Genomic DNA, 16,306 nt, shown 5'->3' with positions numbered 1-16,306 from the left:
ACCCCATGTGGCCTGCGGAAACGGTGTGTTGACCGATACGTCACCCTCATTGGCGCAGACCACTGGCGCTTGCCTGGTGAGAGCGTGGCGGTTGGGACGGACGTTGTTGTTCGCACACGCCCGAAGGCCCGCGCCGTCGGGGACGGCGCGGGCCTTCGGAGGTGGGTGGAGCTACTGCTGGGGCGGGGGAGGAGGGGGAGTCTGCCCCTGCTGTCCCGGTTGTGGATATCCGTAACCGGGCTGGGCGTAGGGCTGACCGTAACCGGGCTGGGGATGCGGCTGCTGCTGTCCGGGTCCGGGCTGCGGCGGATACGGCTGGCCCGGCATCGGCTGCCCCGGCTGCTGCTGTGGCGGCATCGGCTGCCCGGGCTGCTGCTGCGGCGCCATCGGCTGCCCGGGCATCTGCTGGCCCGGCAGGGGCGGGGCGGCGACCGGCGGCGGGTTGCCGTCGGACGTCCACAGGCCGTGCGCCTGCTGGTGGCGGACGAAGTCCTCGGCGACCAGCGCCGCGAGGTTGAAGTACGCCTCCCGCACCTTCGGCCGCATCATGTCGAGGTCGACCTCGGCACCGGCGGCCAGGTGCTCGTCGAACGGCACCACGACCACGCCCCGGCACCGGGTCTGGAAGTGCCCGACGATGTCGTCGACCTTGATCATCTTGCCGGTCTCGCGGACCCCCGAGATGACCGTGAGCGACCGGGAGACGAGGTCGGCGTACCCGTGCGCGGAGAGCCAGTCCAGCGTGGTACTGGCGCTGCTCGCACCGTCCACGGACGGCGTCGAGATGATGATGAGCTGGTCGGCGAGGTCGAGCACGCCGCGCATCGCGCTGTAGAGGAGACCGGTGCCCGAGTCGGTGAGGATGATCGGGTACTGCTGGCCGAGCACGTCGATCGCGCGCCGGTAGTCCTCGTCGTTGAAGGTCGTGGACACCGCCGGGTCGACGTCGTTGGCGATGATCTCCAGACCGGACGAGGCCTGCGAGGTGAACCGCCTGATGTCCATGTACGAGTTGAGGTACGGGATGGCCTGGACGAGGTCCCGGATGGTGGCCCCGGTCTCCCGGCGCACCCGGCGGCCGAGCGTACCGGCGTCCGGGTTGGCGTCGATCGCGAGGATCTTGTCCTGCCGCTCGGTGGCGAGCGTGGAGCCGAGCGCGGTGGTCGTGGTCGTCTTGCCGACGCCGCCCTTGAGGCTGATCACCGCGATGCGGTAGCAGGACAGCACCGGGGTGCGGATCAGGTCCAACTTCCGCTGTCGCTCGGCCTCTTCCTTCTTCCCGCCCAGCTTGAACCGGGAACCGGCGGCCGCCGGACGGCTGCTCTTCGCCTTCTGCCGCTTGTTGTTGAGCAGCCGGTCGGAGGACAGCTCCACGGCCGCCGTGTAACCGAGCGGCGCGGCCCCCGGGTTGGTGGGCTGCCGCTGGTCGTGCTGCATGGGCTGCGGCCAGGCGGCACCGAGCCGGGGGTCGGCGGGCGGCTGGGGCTGCGGGTAGGGCTGCGGTGCCTGCTGCTGGGGCGGGAGGGGCTGGTGCTCCGGCTGCTGGGCCGGGTGCGCGGGCTGCTGCATCGGCTGAGGTGCCTGAGGCGCTTGGGGGGCTGCCTGCTGCGGTGCGTGGGGGGCCTGGACCGGCTGAACCGGCGGGCCGGGCTGGGCGGGCGGAGCCTGACCGTCGGCCTGCGGCTGCTGCCCCTGCTGCGGAACTCCGGGGTACGGCTGCTGCGCCGACGGCCCGTGCGGCGCCTGCGGGAAGCCGTATCCGCCGGGCTGGCCGGGGGAGGGGGGCTGGGGCTGAGCCTGGGGCTGGGGAGCCTGCGCACCGGGCTGCTGCGGGAAGCCGTAACCGGTCTGCGGGGCAGGGGGCGGCGGGTTCCACGCCGCGGGCGCCGGCTGCGGAGCCTGCGGCTGGAAGGGCGGCTGCTGGGCCGGCACGCCCGGCTGCTCGGGAGGCGCGGAGGGGTGCTGCGGCTGCACGGGCCACTGGTGGGCGGGCGCGGGCGCGGCCGGCGGGTACGACGGGGGCAGCGGCGGCATTCCGTCCGGCGCCGGGGGCGGCGGTGCGTCCTGCGGCACGGCGTCCTGCGGCACGCTGTCGGCCGGCGGCGCGGCGTCGGCGGGCACGGCGTCCTCGGGCTCGTTCCTCGCCGGGACGCTGTCCCGGGGGTCGTCCGCAGGCTCGTCTGCGACCTCGTCCTCGTCTGCGTCCTCGGGGTCGGGTACGGCGGTCAGGGCGACCGGCGCGGGCTCGGCGTCCTGAACCGGCCCCCCGTCGGAGACCCCCTCGGAGTCGGAGTCGGAGTCGGAGCCGGAGCCGGAGTCGGCGTCAAAGTCGACGTCGGCCTCGTCCTTGGTGTCGTCCGCGCTCGGGTAGCCCTCGTCCGGCGTGTCACCGGCCACGTCGGAACCGGCCGACGGGGACTCCTCGGCGGTGTCCTCCGCGGCGGCCCGTTCCGCGATCTCGCGCCTGAGGGCGACGGCAGAGAAGCGCATGGTCGCGCCGCTCTCCAGGTCACCGTTGTCGAGATCGGCGATGTCGGGCTTGCTGTAGGGCTCGGGCTCCGGTTCGCCCTCTGTCTCGGCCACTGCCTCGGGTTCCGCGGCGGCCGGCGGAGCCGGAGCCTGGAGCTGGAACCCACCGGCCGGGAACGACGGCAGGGCCGTGGGCGAGGCGAGATCCGCGGCGGGTGCCGGGTCGGCCTCGGTCTCCGGCTCGGGCTCCGGCGCCTGCACCCGCGGTTCCGGCCCGGGCTCCGGCGGCGCCGACGGCTGCGACGGCGCCGGCTGCGGCTCGAACCCGCTCCCCACCGGCAACCTGGGCACCCCGGTCGGCCCCCCGCTCGGCGGCGCGGGCGGCGTGAACGGCGCACCCGGTCCCGGCGGCGGAGGCGGCGTGAACGCGGCCCCCGGAGCGGGCGCGGGAGGCGGCGGCGTGAAGGGAGCGCCCGGGGCGGGAGCCGGAACGGAGGAAGGCCCGTTGGGCGTCGCGTGCGGCGGCGGAGTCAACCCCGGCAACGGCGGAACCGGCCCCCGAGGAGCGGGCGGAGCGGCCGGAGTCGCAGGAGACGAAGACGCGGATGAACCGGCAGGAGACGCAGAACCGGACGAACCGGAAGACGAGGAGGAAGTGGACGAATTGGCAGACGAATTGGCCCCCTCGCCCTCGCCCTCCCCACCGTCGCCGGACGCGTTCTGCGTGTACCAGGCGGGCGGCGCGTAGTCGATGGTGAACTCGCCGGTCGTCTCGACGGAGGACTCCGCGTCGGGCTGGTCATCGCCGGGTGTAGCCCAGCCCCCGCGGATCCCGTCCCGATCGCTGCTCACAGTTCCTCCTGGTGTGGTCGAGCACCCTCATGCCGTGCTGGGGCGACCCTTGCTTGTCATTTCGAAATGGTCCGAGGCCGTTCGAGGTCGTCCGATCCACCGGCTTTCCCCCTGAGACGCCGACGCCCCCTCCACGGGTTCTGGTGCCGCGCCCCACACCAGCCTAATCATCACCAGCCCCGCCCCGTCAGCCCCCGTCCCCGCACGGAGGACGAGGACGCCCTCCACCACCCACTCCCGTCGAGTGATCGCGAGCCCGGCATAGTTGGCGTCGATCTCCGTCGTCCGTCGCAGGAATTCCTTGACCACCACAGGGATTCCGAGGAACAGGAAGAGGCCCCGAGTGAGCTTCGGCCCGCCCCCGTCCATGCCCCCGGGCCCCGCCGCCCCCGTGGAACCGCCCGAGGCCCGGCACGGTCCCGGAGGCAGCGGAGGCCCGGGCCGGAAGGGTCCCCGGAAGCTGCTCCTCGGGCTCCTCGCGGTGGTCCTCGTCGGGGCGTTGGGCACCGGCGGCTGGTTGGTGTGGGGGCGCGACAGCGCGGAGCCGAAGGCGTCCGGCACGTCGGGAACCGCGGTCGGACAAGGTCCGCTCGACGTCCGCGAGACGGTCGAGAAGCGGCCCGCGAGCACCAACGGGGAGATGGCCTTCCGTTTCTCCGTGGACGACATGAAGCCCGGGGAGCACGTGGAGATGCCCGGAATGTGGGCCACGGACCGCATCCTCGCCAAGGGCATCAACAAGACGCTCGTCGGCCTGAGCATCGGCACCGACGCCGAGCCGGGCGACGAGAAGTGGCGGCTCGGACTCGACGGCCCGATCTGCGGCTACACGCGCCACGTCACCGGCGACCACCGCACCGCCGTCCTCTTCCGGGCCAACGACTGGGCGGAGGAGGCGTACTGCAACCAGGTGGCCTTCGTCGACCTCGACGACGGCAAGCTGGTCTGGGAGGGACGGTTCCCCGTCTCCGAGTCCGGCCCCGAATCCGGCGAGGGCGCGGACCCCGCCAAGGACCGGCCCAGTGTGACCCTCGCGCACGGCACGGTCGCCGTCACCTGGGGCGGCGGCACCGTCGGGTACGACATGGAGAAGGGCACCACCCGCTGGACCACGGCGACCGCCGCCCCCTGCCAGGACATGGGCGCCGCAGGCGGCCGCGGACTGATCGTCCGGGAGAAGTGCTGGAGCGGCGGCGACGACCTCCCCGCCGAGTCCTGGAAGAACGTCACCTACAAACTGCGCAAGCTGGACCCGGCCACCGGCGAACCCCTGTGGACGTACACCGCGGCCGAGGGCATCCGGAGCCTCGACGTGCCCTCCGCAGATCCGGCCGTCATCGCCGTCTCCGCCGGAGACTCCGAGATCACCGAGCTGATCTCGCTCGACGACCGGGGCCGCAACCGCGCCACCATCAGTCTCCGCAACGGCGCCTACGTCGCCGACTGCGCCCTCTCCGACTATCTGCTGATCGACGACTGCCCGACCATCGCCGTGGGGAAGGACCAGGTCTTCATCCGCAGCAAGGACCAGCTCGAGAAGCAGACGTCCAACTGGATCATCGGCTTCGACCTCGCCACCGGGGACACCACCAAGAAGTTCGACTCCGGCCCGGGCGCACTGCTCTCCCCGGTGCGCATGAGCGGCGACCGGCTGCTCGCCCTGCGCCTGAGCGACGACCACATCACACCGAACGCGCTGGTCGCCCTGGACCCGCGGACGGACGAGGAGGAGCCGTACCTCTACTTCGGGCTGCCGGGCGAGGCGCAGATGATGACACTGCCGGACGAGAACGACATCGTCGTCCAGAACGGGCGCCTCTTCTTCGGCGTCAAGGCCGCGAACGGACCCGCCGAGGCCAAGACCAAGCAGTGGAGCTACCTCGTGCTCGGCATCGGCGGCGGCACACGGCGGACGTCCTGACCGCCCCGCCTCCGCTACTCGACGTCGCCCCCGGAGCGCTCCGCGGCGGGCTCCAGGTCGAATTCCCCGTCCCGCGCACCGAGCACGAACGCCCGCCACTCCGCCTCCGTGTACCGCAGCACGGTGTCGTGGTCCAGCGAGGACCGCATGGCGACGGCGCCTTCCGGCAGGTAGGCGATCTCGACCCGTTCCTCATGGGACTCGGTGCCGGGCGCGCTGTGCCATTCGACGCCGGAGATGTCGAGGGCGTAGAGCTCGTCCCGCTCCCGGTCCTTGCGTGCTCGGAGTTCCTTGTCCTCGGCCTCGGCCATCGCGGCTTGGGTCCTTCCTGCTGTGCCAACGAACTGTGCGGTCACCATACTTGCCCCCGTTCCTCCAGGTCAGCGGTTCACCCATGGAGGCACCGGTACGGGGGACGGGCGGAGGCGTGCCTACAGGCTGGTAAGCTGTGTGACGGACGTTTGTGTACGCGCCCCCGGAGCTGTGAGCCCTGGAGGTCGCGCCCAGCGGATCCCCGCCTTCCGAGTCACGGAAGATCCCCCGAGATGTAGACCGGGGGCACTCGGTGGCAAGTCACAGACCAAGAGGAGTACGCGTGTCGCTCGACGCCGCAGTGAAGAAGCAGATCATCTCCGAGTTCGGTACCAAGGAGGGCGACACCGGCTCCCCCGAGGTCCAGGTCGCTCTGCTGTCCCGTCGGATCTCCGACCTGACCGAGCACCTCAAGACGCACAAGCACGACCACCACTCCCGTCGTGGTCTGCTCATCCTGGTCGGTCAGCGCCGCCGGCTGCTGCAGTACCTCGCCAAGAAGGACATCCAGCGCTTCCGTGCGCTGGTCGAGCGCCTCGGCATCCGCCGCGGTGCGGCGGGCGCCCGATAGCACGCCGTGGAGGGAGCGGTTCCCATCGTAAGGGGGCCGCTCCCTTTGCTGTACGTGCGCGCTGTCGCCGCCCCTTTGTAGTGTGGTAACAGAACAACAAGACGCACGAGGAGAAGCGGACCTCGCCGCCGCCGCCGGTCCTCGGTAGTGGCCCCCGGGGGGCAGATCCCCGGGTGCTTCGATCGAAGACCGGCCCGCATTGCACGGAACGCTTCTCCGGCACCGTCCCCTCCGCCACACGGGCGGGGCGGACAAAAGACGACAAGCATCGGAGAAATCACTAGTGGAGAACGAGACCCACTACGCCGAAGCCGTGATCGACAACGGCACCTTCGGCACCCGCACCATCCGCTTCGAGACGGGCCGCCTGGCCCGTCAGGCCGCCGGTTCCGCCGTGGCGTACCTGGACGACGACACCATGGTGCTGTCGGCCACCAGCGCCTCCAAGAACCCGAAGGACCAGCTCGACTTCTTCCCCCTCACGGTGGACGTCGAGGAGCGGATGTACGCCGCCGGCAAGATCCCCGGCAGCTTCTTCCGTCGTGAGGGCCGGCCCTCGGAGGACGCCGTCCTCACCTGCCGCCTGATCGACCGCCCGCTGCGCCCGTCCTTCAAGAAGGGCCTGCGCAACGAGATCCAGGTCGTGGCCACGGTCATGGCCCTCAACCCCGACCACCTGTACGACGTCGTGGCGATCAACGCCGCCTCCGCGTCGACGCAGCTGGCCGGCCTGCCCTTCTCCGGCCCGATCGGCGGCGTCCGCGTCGCGCTGATCCGCGGCCAGTGGGTGGCCTTCCCGACGCACACCGAGCTCGAGGACGCCGTCTTCGACATGGTCGTCGCGGGCCGCGTCCTGGAGGACGGCGACGTCGCGATCATGATGGTCGAGGCCGAGGCCACCGAGAAGACCATCAAGCTGGTCGAGGGCGGCGCCGAGGCGCCCACCGAGGAGGTCGTCGCCGCCGGTCTCGACGCCGCGAAGCCCTTCATCAAGGTGCTCTGCCGCGCCCAGGCCGACCTCGCCGCCAAGGCCGCCAAGCCGACCGGCGAGTTCCCGATCTTCCTGGACTACCAGGACGACGTCTTGGAGGCGCTGACCGCCGCCGTCAAGCCTGAGCTGACGCAGGCGCTCACCATCGCCGGCAAGCAGGAGCGCGAGGCCGAGCTGGACCGCGTCAAGGGGCTCGCCGCCGAGAAGCTCCTGCCGGAGTTCGAGGGCCGCGAGAAGGAGATCTCCGCCGCGTACCGCTCGCTGACCAAGTCCCTGGTCCGCGAGCGCGTCATCAAGGAGAAGAAGCGCATCGACGGCCGCGGTGTCACCGACATCCGCACCCTGGCCGCCGAGGTCGAGGCCATCCCGCGCGTGCACGGCTCCGCCCTGTTCGAGCGTGGCGAGACCCAGATCCTGGGCGTCACCACCCTGAACATGCTCCGCATGGAGCAGCAGCTGGACACCCTCTCCCCGGTGACCCGCAAGCGCTACATGCACAACTACAACTTCCCGCCGTACTCCGTCGGCGAGACCGGCCGCGTCGGCTCCCCGAAGCGCCGCGAGATCGGCCACGGCGCCCTCGCCGAGCGCGCCATCGTGCCGGTGCTGCCGACGCGCGAGGAGTTCCCCTACGCGATCCGCCAGGTGTCCGAGGCCCTCGGCTCCAACGGTTCGACGTCCATGGGCTCGGTCTGCGCCTCCACCATGTCGCTGCTGAACGCCGGTGTGCCGCTCAAGGCCCCCGTCGCCGGTATCGCCATGGGCCTGATCTCCCAGGAGATCAACGGCGAGACGCACTACGTCGCCCTCACCGACATCCTCGGTGCGGAGGACGCCTTCGGCGACATGGACTTCAAGGTCGCCGGCACCAAGGAGTTCGTGACCGCCCTCCAGCTCGACACCAAGCTGGACGGCATCCCCGCCTCCGTCCTGGCCGCCGCCCTCAAGCAGGCCCGTGACGCCCGCCTCCACATCCTCGACGTGATGATGGAAGCGATCGACACGCCGGACGAGATGTCCCCGAACGCGCCGCGGATCATCACCGTGAAGATCCCGGTCGACAAGATCGGTGAGGTCATCGGCCCCAAGGGCAAGATGATCAACCAGATCCAGGAGGACACGGGCGCCGACATCACGATCGAGGACGACGGCACGATCTACATCGGTGCCGCCCAGGGCTCGCAGGCCGAGGCCGCGCGCGCCACGATCAACGGCATCGCCAACCCGACCATGCCCGAGGTCGGCGAGCGCTACCTGGGCACGGTCGTCAAGACGACCACCTTCGGTGCGTTCGTCTCCCTGCTGCCCGGCAAGGACGGTCTGCTGCACATCTCGCAGATCCGCAAGCTGGCCGGCGGCAAGCGCGTGGAGAACGTCGAGGACGTGCTCGGCGTGGGCGCCAAGGTCCAGGTCGAGATCGCCGAGATCGACTCCCGCGGCAAGCTCTCCCTGATCCCCGTGATCGAGGGCGAAGAGGGCGACAACGACAAGAAGGACGACGCCGACCAGTGACGTCCCGTAGCGCCGAGGCGACGGCCCGCACCTCCTCGGAGGCGCGGGCCGTCGCCCGTACCCAAACCCTCATCAAGGGCGAGCACGGCATCGGCACGGTCCGCAGGACGACCCTCCCCGGCGGCCTGCGCATCGTCACCGAGACCCTCCCCTCGGTCCGCTCGGCGACCTTCGGCATCTGGGCCCACGTCGGCTCCCGCGACGAGACCCCCGCGCTGAACGGCGCCACCCACTACCTGGAGCACCTGCTCTTCAAGGGCACCCGCAAGCGCAGCGCGCTGGACATCTCCTCCGCCATCGACGCGGTCGGCGGCGAGATGAACGCGTTCACGGCGAAGGAGTACACGTGCTACTACGCGCGCGTACTCGACACCGACCTGCCGCTCGCCATCGACGTGGTCTGCGACATGCTGACCGGCTCGCTGATCCAGGAGGAGGACGTCGACGTCGAGCGCGGCGCCATCCTCGAAGAGATCGCGATGACCGAGGACGACCCGGGCGACTGCGTGCACGACCTGTTCGCGCACACCATGTTCGGCGACAACGCCCTGGGCCGCCCCGTCCTCGGCACCGTCGACACGGTCAACGCCCTCACCGCCGACCGCATCCGCCGCTTCTACCGGAAGCACTACGACCCCACCCACCTGGTGGTCGCCGCGGCCGGCAACGTCGACCACAACAAGGTCGTACGCCAGGTCCGCGCCGCCTTCGAGAAGGCCGGCGCCCTCAAGGACCCGGTCGCCCAGCCCCTCGCTCCGCGCGACGGCCGGCGCACCATCCGCACCGCCGGCCGCGTCGAGCTGATCGGCCGCAAGACCGAGCAGGCCCACGTCATCCTCGGCATGCCGGGCCTGGCCCGCACCGACGAGCGCCGGTGGGCCATGGGCGTCCTCAACACCGCCCTCGGCGGCGGCATGTCCTCCCGCCTCTTCCAGGAGGTCCGGGAGAAGCGCGGGCTGGCCTACAGCGTGTACTCGTACACCTCGGGCTTCGCCGACTGCGGCCTCTTCGGCGTGTACGCGGGCTGCCGGCCCTCCCAGGTGCACGACGTGCTCAAGATCTGCCGCGACGAGCTGGACCACGTCGCCGAGCACGGCCTCACGGACGACGAGATCGGCCGTGCCGTCGGCCAGCTCCAGGGCTCCACGGTCCTCGGCCTGGAGGACACGGGCGCGCTGATGAACCGTATCGGCAAGAGCGAGCTGTGCTGGGGCGAGCAGATGTCGGTCGACGACATGCTGGCCCGGATAGCCTCGGTCACGCCGGACGACGTCCGCGCCGTCGCCCGTGACGTCCTGGGCCGACGGCCGTCCCTGTCGGTCATCGGCCCGCTCAAGGACAAGCAGGCGGCCCGGCTGCACGACGCCGTCGCCTGACACTCCCGGTCTCTCGGTAAGGAAGCGAACACAACATGAGCAAGCTGCGCGTGGCCGTCCTGGGCGCCAAGGGCCGGATCGGCTCCGAGGCGGTACGGGCGGTCGAGGCCGCCGAGGACATGGAGCTGGTCGCCGCCCTCGGCCGGGGCGACAGCCTGGAGGCGCTGGCCGAGTCCGGCGCCCAGGTCGCCGTCGAGCTGACCACCCCCGCCTCGGTGATGGACAACCTCGACTACTGCGTACGCCACGGCATCCACGCCGTCGTCGGCACCACCGGCTGGACCGACGAGCGTCTCGCGCGGCTGAACGCGTGGCTCGACGCCTCCCCGGAGACCGGCGTGCTCATCGCGCCGAACTTCTCCATCGGCGCCGTGCTCACCATGAAGTTCGCGCAGCTCGCCGCCCCGTACTTCGAGTCCGTCGAGGTCGTCGAGCTGCACCACCCGAACAAGGTGGACGCCCCCAGCGGCACCGCCACCCGTACCGCCCAGCTGATCGCCCAGGCGCGGCAGAAGGCAGGCTCCGCACCGGCGCCCGACGCCACTGCCACCGCCCTGGACGGCGCCCGCGGCGCGAACGTGGACGGGATCCCGGTGCACGCCATTCGGCTGCGCGGCCTGCTCGCCCACCAGGAGGTCCTGCTCGGCGGCGAGGGCGAGACCCTCACCGTCCGGCACGACTCCCTGCACCACAGCAGCTTCATGCCGGGCATCCTGCTGGGCGCCCGCCGGGTGGTCACCACCCCGGGCCTCACCTTCGGCCTGGAACACTTCCTGGACCTGAACTGAGACCCACACCCTGATGCGCGCGAAGATCACCTACCTCGTCACGGCCGCCGTCCTGGTCTTCTACTTCCTCCTGGTCGGCAGCCGCGGCGTGCTGCTCATCGAGGCCGGCACCCTCCTCACCGTCACCTTCGGTGTCGCGGTGCTGATCCTGCCGGTGATCGGCCTGTGGTTCCTCTGGAAGAACACCCAGTTCGTCCGCCGGGCCAACCGGCTCGCCGCCGAACTCGACGCCGAGGGCGGACTGCCCGTCGACGAGCTGAAGCGCACCCCCAGCGGCCGCGTCGACCGGGAGTCGGCCGACGCGGTCTTCGCCCAGCGCAAGGCCGAGACGGAGGACAGCCCCGGCGACTGGCGCACCTGGTTCCGCCTGGCGGTCGCCTACCACGACGCCCGCGACACCCCGCGCGCCCGCAAGGCGATGCAACGGGCGATCGCCCTGCACGACGGCAAGCACGTCGAGGCCGCCTGAGCGGACCGAACGCCGAGGCCTGGACCGAACGCCGGGGCCCGGACCGCGGCTGTGCGGTCCGGGCCCCGGCGTTTCGACTGTCGGGTGCGTCAGCCCCGTCGGTACTCGTCGGCCCACGCCTCCACCGCGTCGGCCGCCCGGTTGAAGGCGCCGTCGCGGGCGAGGAAGTCGCAGTTGTGCGTGGTCAGCAGCGGGGAGGGCTCCGTCGACCGGCCCTGCCGTACGAGCAGCAGCGCCTGCCCCTGCACCGTGCGCGGCAGTCCCAGCCAGCGCACCGGCTGCTGCACCGTGCGCAGGCTGGCGACCTGCTGCCAGGCCACCGTGCGGGTGGTGAAGAAGCCCACCTGACGCACTCCGTGCGCGCTCACCCACACGCCCATGCGCAGCATCCGCAGGGAGCACAGGATGACGACCACCGCGAGACCGAAGACCACCCCGGCGGAGGACGGCCCGCCCGTCGCCGCGATGATGACCGCCGCGAACAGGACGAACGAGGCGAGCAGCAGCATCAGCGCCGCCGCCCCCACCCGCCACGGCCCCGGCCGGTAGGGCCGGCGCCAGAGGTCGCGGTCGTCGTACGGCAGCGCGACGTCGTCGGCCGTGTCAAAGGCGCGGTCGGCCGTCAGGAAGGGCAGGGGCACGGCTGGTCCTCACTCGTTCCAAGGCAGGTGTTGTGCCCGGTGAGGCTACCGACCTGTGTCTCCGGTCACCACCCTCGGGGGTCCGGACGGAGTCGGGCCGACCGTGCCCGTCGCCCCTAGCGCCCCTCGGACGCCTGCGACGGCTGCTTGTGCGAGGAGGGCTGGTCGGCCGACAGAGCGGGCATCCCTATCACCAGGGAGCCCACGAGACCGGCGACGACGGTGACGCCGAGGAGCCAGCGTCCGGCCAGCTGGCCGAAGGACGCCCGCTCACGCGGCGGGGGTGCGACATTGCTGCGGAACCTGTCGGCCTCGGCGACGAAGGCGAACGGCACGGGTTCACGCCGGCGGATCATAGGGACTGCGTCTCCCTTCAGGGACTGGAATGAAGTGCTGTTACTCATACAGACGAACGAACGGCCCTCCAGGTGCCCTGTTTCGCCGACTTCATTGCGGCACGGCACCGATCGCCCGATTCGGCGGCCCGCGACCCGGCGGTCGTAGAGTGACCCCGCCAAGTGACGAGATGGGAAGGCCCACCACACCGTGACCGACACACCCGCCGACGACTTCAAGATCGACCTCCGCGGTGACATCACCGTCGAGCTGGTCAAGAGCGCCGCGACCGACTCCGACGTGCTGTTCGCCGCCCGCGTCTCGACCGCGGGGGAGCAGTCCCTGGACGAGCTGAAGAAGGACCCGGAGCGCTCCAAGGGCCTGATCAACTACCTCATGCGGGACCGGCACGGCAGCCCGTTCGAGCACAACTCGATGACCTTCTTCGTCAGCGCCCCGATCTTCGTCTTCCGGGAGTTCATGCGGCACCGTGTCGGCTGGTCCTACAACGAGGAGTCGGGCCGCTACCGGGAGCTCCAGCCGGTCTTCTACGTGCCCGACGCCTCCCGCAAGCTGGTGCAGCAGGGCCGCCCCGGCAAGTACGTCTTCGTCGAGGGCACCCCGGAGCAGCACGAGCTGGTCGGCGGCGCGATGGAGGACTCCTACCGCCAGGCCTACGCGACGTACCAGAAGATGCTCGCCGCCGGTGTCGCCCGCGAGGTGGCCCGCGCGGTGCTTCCCGTCGGCCTGTACTCGTCGATGTACGCGACCTGCAACGCCCGCTCGCTGATGCACTTCCTGGGCCTGCGCACCCAGCACGAGCTGGCGAAGGTGCCCTCCTTCCCGCAGCGGGAGATCGAGATGGTCGGCGAGAAGATGGAAGAGGAGTGGGCCCGCCTCATGCCGCTCACCCACGCCGCCTTCAACGCCAACGGCCGCGTGGCGCCGTAACGAGCCTGGCCTCCGGGCCGGCCGGGCTGGGCACTGATGTACGCATCAACCATGTGAAGTGTCCGGATTGCGGCGTTTGGTGAAGTTCATCTAGCCTGATCAAAGGGACCCGGCACTGCTTGAACCCCCGAGCAGGCAGTGCCGGGCTCCACTTCCGTACCGGCCTGCCGCCTCCCCCGAGGGCAGACCCCGCCCTGAGCAACGAGTAGCGTGTAACCCATGGCTCCGACCTCCACTCCGCAGATCCCCTTCGGGCGGGTCCTCACCGCCATGGTCACGCCCTTCACGGCGGACGGCGCACTCGACCTCGACGGCGCCCAGCGGCTCGCCACCCACCTGGTGGACGCAGGCAACGACGGCCTGATCATCAACGGCACCACAGGCGAGTCCCCGACCACCAGCGACGCGGAGAAAGCGGACCTCGTACGAGCCGTCCTGGAGGCCGTCGGCGACCGGGCACACGTCGTCGCCGGAGTCGGCACCAACAACACCCAGCACAGCATCGAGCTGGCCCGCGCCGCCGAGCGCGTCGGCGCCCACGGCCTGCTGCTCGTCACGCCGTACTACAACAAGCCCCCGCAAGAGGGTCTGTACCAGCACTTCACGGCCATCGCCGACGCCAGCCGGCTCCCGGTCATGCTCTACGACATCCCCGGCCGCAGCGGCGTCCCGATCAACACCGAGACCCTGGTCCGCCTCGCGGAGCACCCGCGGATCGTCGCCAACAAGGACGCCAAGGGCGACCTCGGCCGCGCCAGCTGGGCCATCGCGCGCTCCGGCCTCGCCTGGTACTCCGGTGACGACATGCTGAACCTGCCGTTGCTCTCCGTGGGCGCGGTCGGTTTCGTCTCCGTCGTCGGCCACGTCGTCACCCCCGAACTGCGCGCCATGGTGGACGCGCACGTCGCGGGTGACGTACAGAAGGCACTGGAGATCCACCAGAAGCTGCTCTCCGTCTTCACCGGCATGTTCCGCACCCAGGGCGTCATGACCACCAAGGCCGCGCTCGCCCTCCAGGGGCTGCCCGCCGGGCCGCTGCGCGCCCCCATGGTCGGCCTCACGCCCGAGGAAACCGAGCAGCTCAAGATCGATCTTGCCGCCGGCGGGGTACAGCTCTGACATCAGACTTCGCACCACCGCACGACCGGACGGACTTCACAACTGAATAGGCGGGCCACCGGTGCCCGCACCCCATACGACAACTGCTTCTGCACGAACGTCACGCGCGCCACGTGCCCACCGGTACGTGGCGCGTGTGGTGAGGAGAGTCTTTTGAGTCATCCGCATCCTGAACTGGGTCGTCCCCCGGCGCTCCCGAAGGGCGGCCTCCGGGTCACCCCCCTCGGCGGCCTCGGTGAAATCGGCCGCAACATGACGGTCTTCGAATACGGCGGCCGTCTGCTGATCGTCGACTGCGGCGTGCTCTTCCCCGAGGAGGAGCAGCCCGGCATCGACCTGATCCTGCCGGACTTCTCGTCCATCCGGGACCGCCTCGACGACATCGAGGGCATCGTCCTGACCCATGGCCACGAGGACCACATCGGCGGCGTCCCCTTCCTCCTCCGCGAGAAGCCGGACATCCCGCTGATCGGCTCCAAGCTGACCCTCGCGCTCATCGAGGCCAAGCTCCAGGAGCACCGCATCCGTCCGTACACCCTCGAGGTGGCGGAGGGGCACCGCGAACGCGTCGGCCCCTTCGACTGCGAGTTCGTCGCGGTCAACCACTCCATCCCGGACGCGCTGGCCGTCGCCATCCGCACCCCCGCGGGCATGGTCGTCCACACCGGCGACTTCAAGATGGACCAGCTTCCGCTGGACGGCCGGCTCACGGACCTGCACGCCTTCGCGCGTCTCAGCGAGGAGGGCATCGACCTGCTCCTCGCCGACTCGACCAACGCCGAGGTGCCGGGCTTCGTCCCTCCCGAGCGGGACATCTCCAACGTCCTGCGCCAGGTCTTCGCCAGTGCCCGCAAGCGCATCATCGTGGCGAGCTTCGCCAGCCACGTCCACCGCATCCAGCAGATCCTGGACGCCGCGCACGAGTACGGCCGCCGGGTCGCCTTCGTCGGCCGCTCCATGGTCCGCAACATGGGCATCGCGAGAGACCTCGGCTACCTGAAGGTGCCGCCGGGCCTGGTGGTCGACGTCAAGACGCTCGACGACCTGCCCGACAGCGAGGTGGTCCTGGTCTGCACGGGTTCCCAGGGCGAGCCGATGGCCGCCCTGTCCCGCATGGCCAACCGCGACCACCAGATCCGCATCGTCAACGGCGACACGGTGATCCTGGCCTCGTCCCTCATCCCGGGCAACGAGAACGCGGTGTACCGGGTGATCAACGGCCTGACCCGCTGGGGCGCCAACGTGGTCCACAAGGGCAACGCCAAGGTCCACGTCTCGGGCCACGCCTCGGCCGGTGAGCTGCTGTACTTCTACAACATCTGCCGCCCGAAGAACCTGATGCCGGTGCACGGCGAATGGCGTCACCTCCGGGCCAACGCCGAACTGGGCGCCCTCACCGGCGTCCCGCACGACCGCATCGTCATCGCCGAGGACGGCGTGGTCGTCGACCTCGTCGAGGGCAAGGCGAAGATCTCCGGCAAGGTGCAGGCGGGGTACGTCTACGTCGACGGGCTCTCGGTCGGCGACGTCGGCGAGCCGGCCCTCAAGGACCGCAAGATCCTCGGCGACGAGGGCATCATCTCGGTCTTCGTGGTGATGGACTCCTCCACCGGCAAGATCACCGGTGGGCCGCACGTCCAGGCCCGCGGCTCGGGCATCGAGGACTCGGCCTTCGCCGCGGTACTCCCCAAGGTCACCGAAGCGCTGGAGCGCTCGGCCCAGGACGGTGTCGTCGAGCCGCACCAGATGCAGCAACTGATCCGCAGGACCCTCGGCAAGTGGGTCTCGGACACCTACCGGCGCCGGCCGATGATCCTGCCTGTCGTCGTGGAGGTCTGACGGACCGTCGGACCACCGACAGCGCCAACCAGGAGCGGGGGGGGGCGGGTGTGAGTGGGGGGGCACGGCTCCAGGAGGGTTCACCCTCGCGTTGAAAGGGAACACGCGCCTTCTTTGTTCGGAGACGACCCGGAGGGGTGAAAACCCCAACCAGGAGTC

13 protein-coding genes are annotated in these 16,306 nt (G+C 70.7%); 9 read left to right on the top strand and 4 right to left on the bottom strand.

Annotated features, from left to right (window positions below):
• Positions 1-171 precede the first annotated feature (171 nt).
• Positions 172-3,321, bottom strand: a complete 3,150-nt coding sequence (locus tag ACZ56V_RS34345) for an SCO5717 family growth-regulating ATPase (RefSeq protein WP_468947515.1) — start codon at positions 3,319-3,321, stop codon at positions 172-174.
• Between the two features lie 343 nt (positions 3,322-3,664).
• Here ACZ56V_RS34345 and ACZ56V_RS34340 point away from each other — a divergent pair, with 343 nt between their 5' ends.
• Positions 3,665-5,242 carry an outer membrane protein assembly factor BamB family protein gene (locus ACZ56V_RS34340; RefSeq protein ID WP_468947513.1) on the top strand — a complete coding sequence of 526 codons (1,578 nt, stop codon included), beginning with the start codon at positions 3,665-3,667 and terminating at the stop codon, positions 5,240-5,242.
• A gap of 14 nt (positions 5,243-5,256) precedes the next feature.
• On the opposite strand, the gene ACZ56V_RS34335 is transcribed toward ACZ56V_RS34340, so the two are convergent.
• Positions 5,257-5,553, bottom strand: coding sequence for a DUF397 domain-containing protein (locus ACZ56V_RS34335; protein ID WP_104636082.1), 297 nt, complete (start codon positions 5,551-5,553; stop codon positions 5,257-5,259).
• 284 nt (positions 5,554-5,837) lie between these two features.
• Between ACZ56V_RS34335 and rpsO the strand changes: the two genes are divergently transcribed.
• The 5 genes from rpsO (at position 5,838) to ACZ56V_RS34310 (ending at position 11,261) form a co-directional block, all read left to right on the top strand.
• Positions 5,838-6,125: a 30S ribosomal protein S15 gene (rpsO, locus tag ACZ56V_RS34330; RefSeq protein WP_161166086.1), complete on the top strand. Its 288-nt coding sequence runs from the start codon at positions 5,838-5,840 to the stop codon at positions 6,123-6,125.
• Positions 6,126-6,408: 283 nt separating this feature from the next.
• A complete protein-coding gene (locus ACZ56V_RS34325) occupies positions 6,409-8,628 on the top strand; it encodes a polyribonucleotide nucleotidyltransferase (protein WP_398914977.1) in 2,220 nt (739 codons plus the stop codon).
• The gene (locus ACZ56V_RS34320; protein WP_356371542.1) at positions 8,625-10,004 is read left to right on the top strand and encodes a M16 family metallopeptidase; all 1,380 of its coding nucleotides are present in this window, start codon (positions 8,625-8,627) and stop codon (positions 10,002-10,004) included. Before ACZ56V_RS34325 ends, ACZ56V_RS34320 begins: the two co-directional genes overlap by 4 nt.
• Positions 10,005-10,039: 35 nt before the next feature.
• Positions 10,040-10,792 carry a 4-hydroxy-tetrahydrodipicolinate reductase gene (gene dapB / locus ACZ56V_RS34315; RefSeq protein ID WP_398914979.1) on the top strand — a complete coding sequence of 251 codons (753 nt, stop codon included), beginning with the start codon at positions 10,040-10,042 and terminating at the stop codon, positions 10,790-10,792.
• Between the two features lie 13 nt (positions 10,793-10,805).
• Positions 10,806-11,261: a tetratricopeptide repeat protein gene (locus ACZ56V_RS34310; RefSeq protein ID WP_356371544.1), complete on the top strand. Its 456-nt coding sequence runs from the start codon at positions 10,806-10,808 to the stop codon at positions 11,259-11,261.
• Positions 11,262-11,350: 89 nt separating this feature from the next.
• Here ACZ56V_RS34310 and ACZ56V_RS34305 read toward each other — a convergent pair whose 3' ends face one another.
• Positions 11,351-11,902, bottom strand: coding sequence for a hypothetical protein (locus tag ACZ56V_RS34305; RefSeq protein WP_398914983.1), 552 nt, complete (start codon positions 11,900-11,902; stop codon positions 11,351-11,353).
• Between the two features lie 116 nt (positions 11,903-12,018).
• Positions 12,019-12,258, bottom strand: a complete 240-nt coding sequence (locus ACZ56V_RS34300; protein ID WP_104636076.1) for a hypothetical protein — start codon at positions 12,256-12,258, stop codon at positions 12,019-12,021.
• 190 nt (positions 12,259-12,448) lie between these two features.
• On the opposite strand from ACZ56V_RS34300, the gene thyX reads away from it, so the two are divergent.
• The 3 genes from thyX to ACZ56V_RS34285 all read left to right on the top strand — a co-directional run bounded on the left by thyX (position 12,449) and on the right by ACZ56V_RS34285 (position 16,147).
• Positions 12,449-13,189 carry an FAD-dependent thymidylate synthase gene (gene thyX / locus ACZ56V_RS34295; RefSeq protein WP_356371546.1) on the top strand — a complete coding sequence of 247 codons (741 nt, stop codon included), beginning with the start codon at positions 12,449-12,451 and terminating at the stop codon, positions 13,187-13,189.
• A 219-nt stretch (positions 13,190-13,408) separates the two neighbouring features.
• The gene (dapA, locus tag ACZ56V_RS34290) at positions 13,409-14,308 is read left to right on the top strand and encodes a 4-hydroxy-tetrahydrodipicolinate synthase (RefSeq protein ID WP_356371547.1); all 900 of its coding nucleotides are present in this window, start codon (positions 13,409-13,411) and stop codon (positions 14,306-14,308) included.
• Between the two features lie 153 nt (positions 14,309-14,461).
• Positions 14,462-16,147, top strand: coding sequence for a ribonuclease J (locus ACZ56V_RS34285; protein ID WP_104636073.1), 1,686 nt, complete (start codon positions 14,462-14,464; stop codon positions 16,145-16,147).
• Positions 16,148-16,306 lie beyond the last annotated feature (159 nt).

This window comes from Streptomyces sp. NPDC034099 (genome assembly GCF_055575415.1).
The sequence above is the reverse complement of the archived record's forward strand: the minus strand, read 5'-3'. Positions and strand labels throughout refer to the sequence as shown.

Excerpts from the sequence above, each read along its gene's own strand:
- ACZ56V_RS34335 (WP_104636082.1), bottom strand. The coding sequence starts at position 5,553 with ATGGCCGAGGCCGAGGACAAGGAACTCCGAGCACGCAAGGACCGGGAG.
- dapB (WP_398914979.1), top strand. The coding sequence starts at position 10,040 with ATGAGCAAGCTGCGCGTGGCCGTCCTGGGCGCCAAGGGCCGGATCGGC.
- ACZ56V_RS34310 (WP_356371544.1), top strand. The coding sequence starts at position 10,806 with ATGCGCGCGAAGATCACCTACCTCGTCACGGCCGCCGTCCTGGTCTTC.
- ACZ56V_RS34300 (WP_104636076.1), bottom strand. The coding sequence starts at position 12,258 with ATGATCCGCCGGCGTGAACCCGTGCCGTTCGCCTTCGTCGCCGAGGCC.
- dapA (WP_356371547.1), top strand. The coding sequence starts at position 13,409 with ATGGCTCCGACCTCCACTCCGCAGATCCCCTTCGGGCGGGTCCTCACC.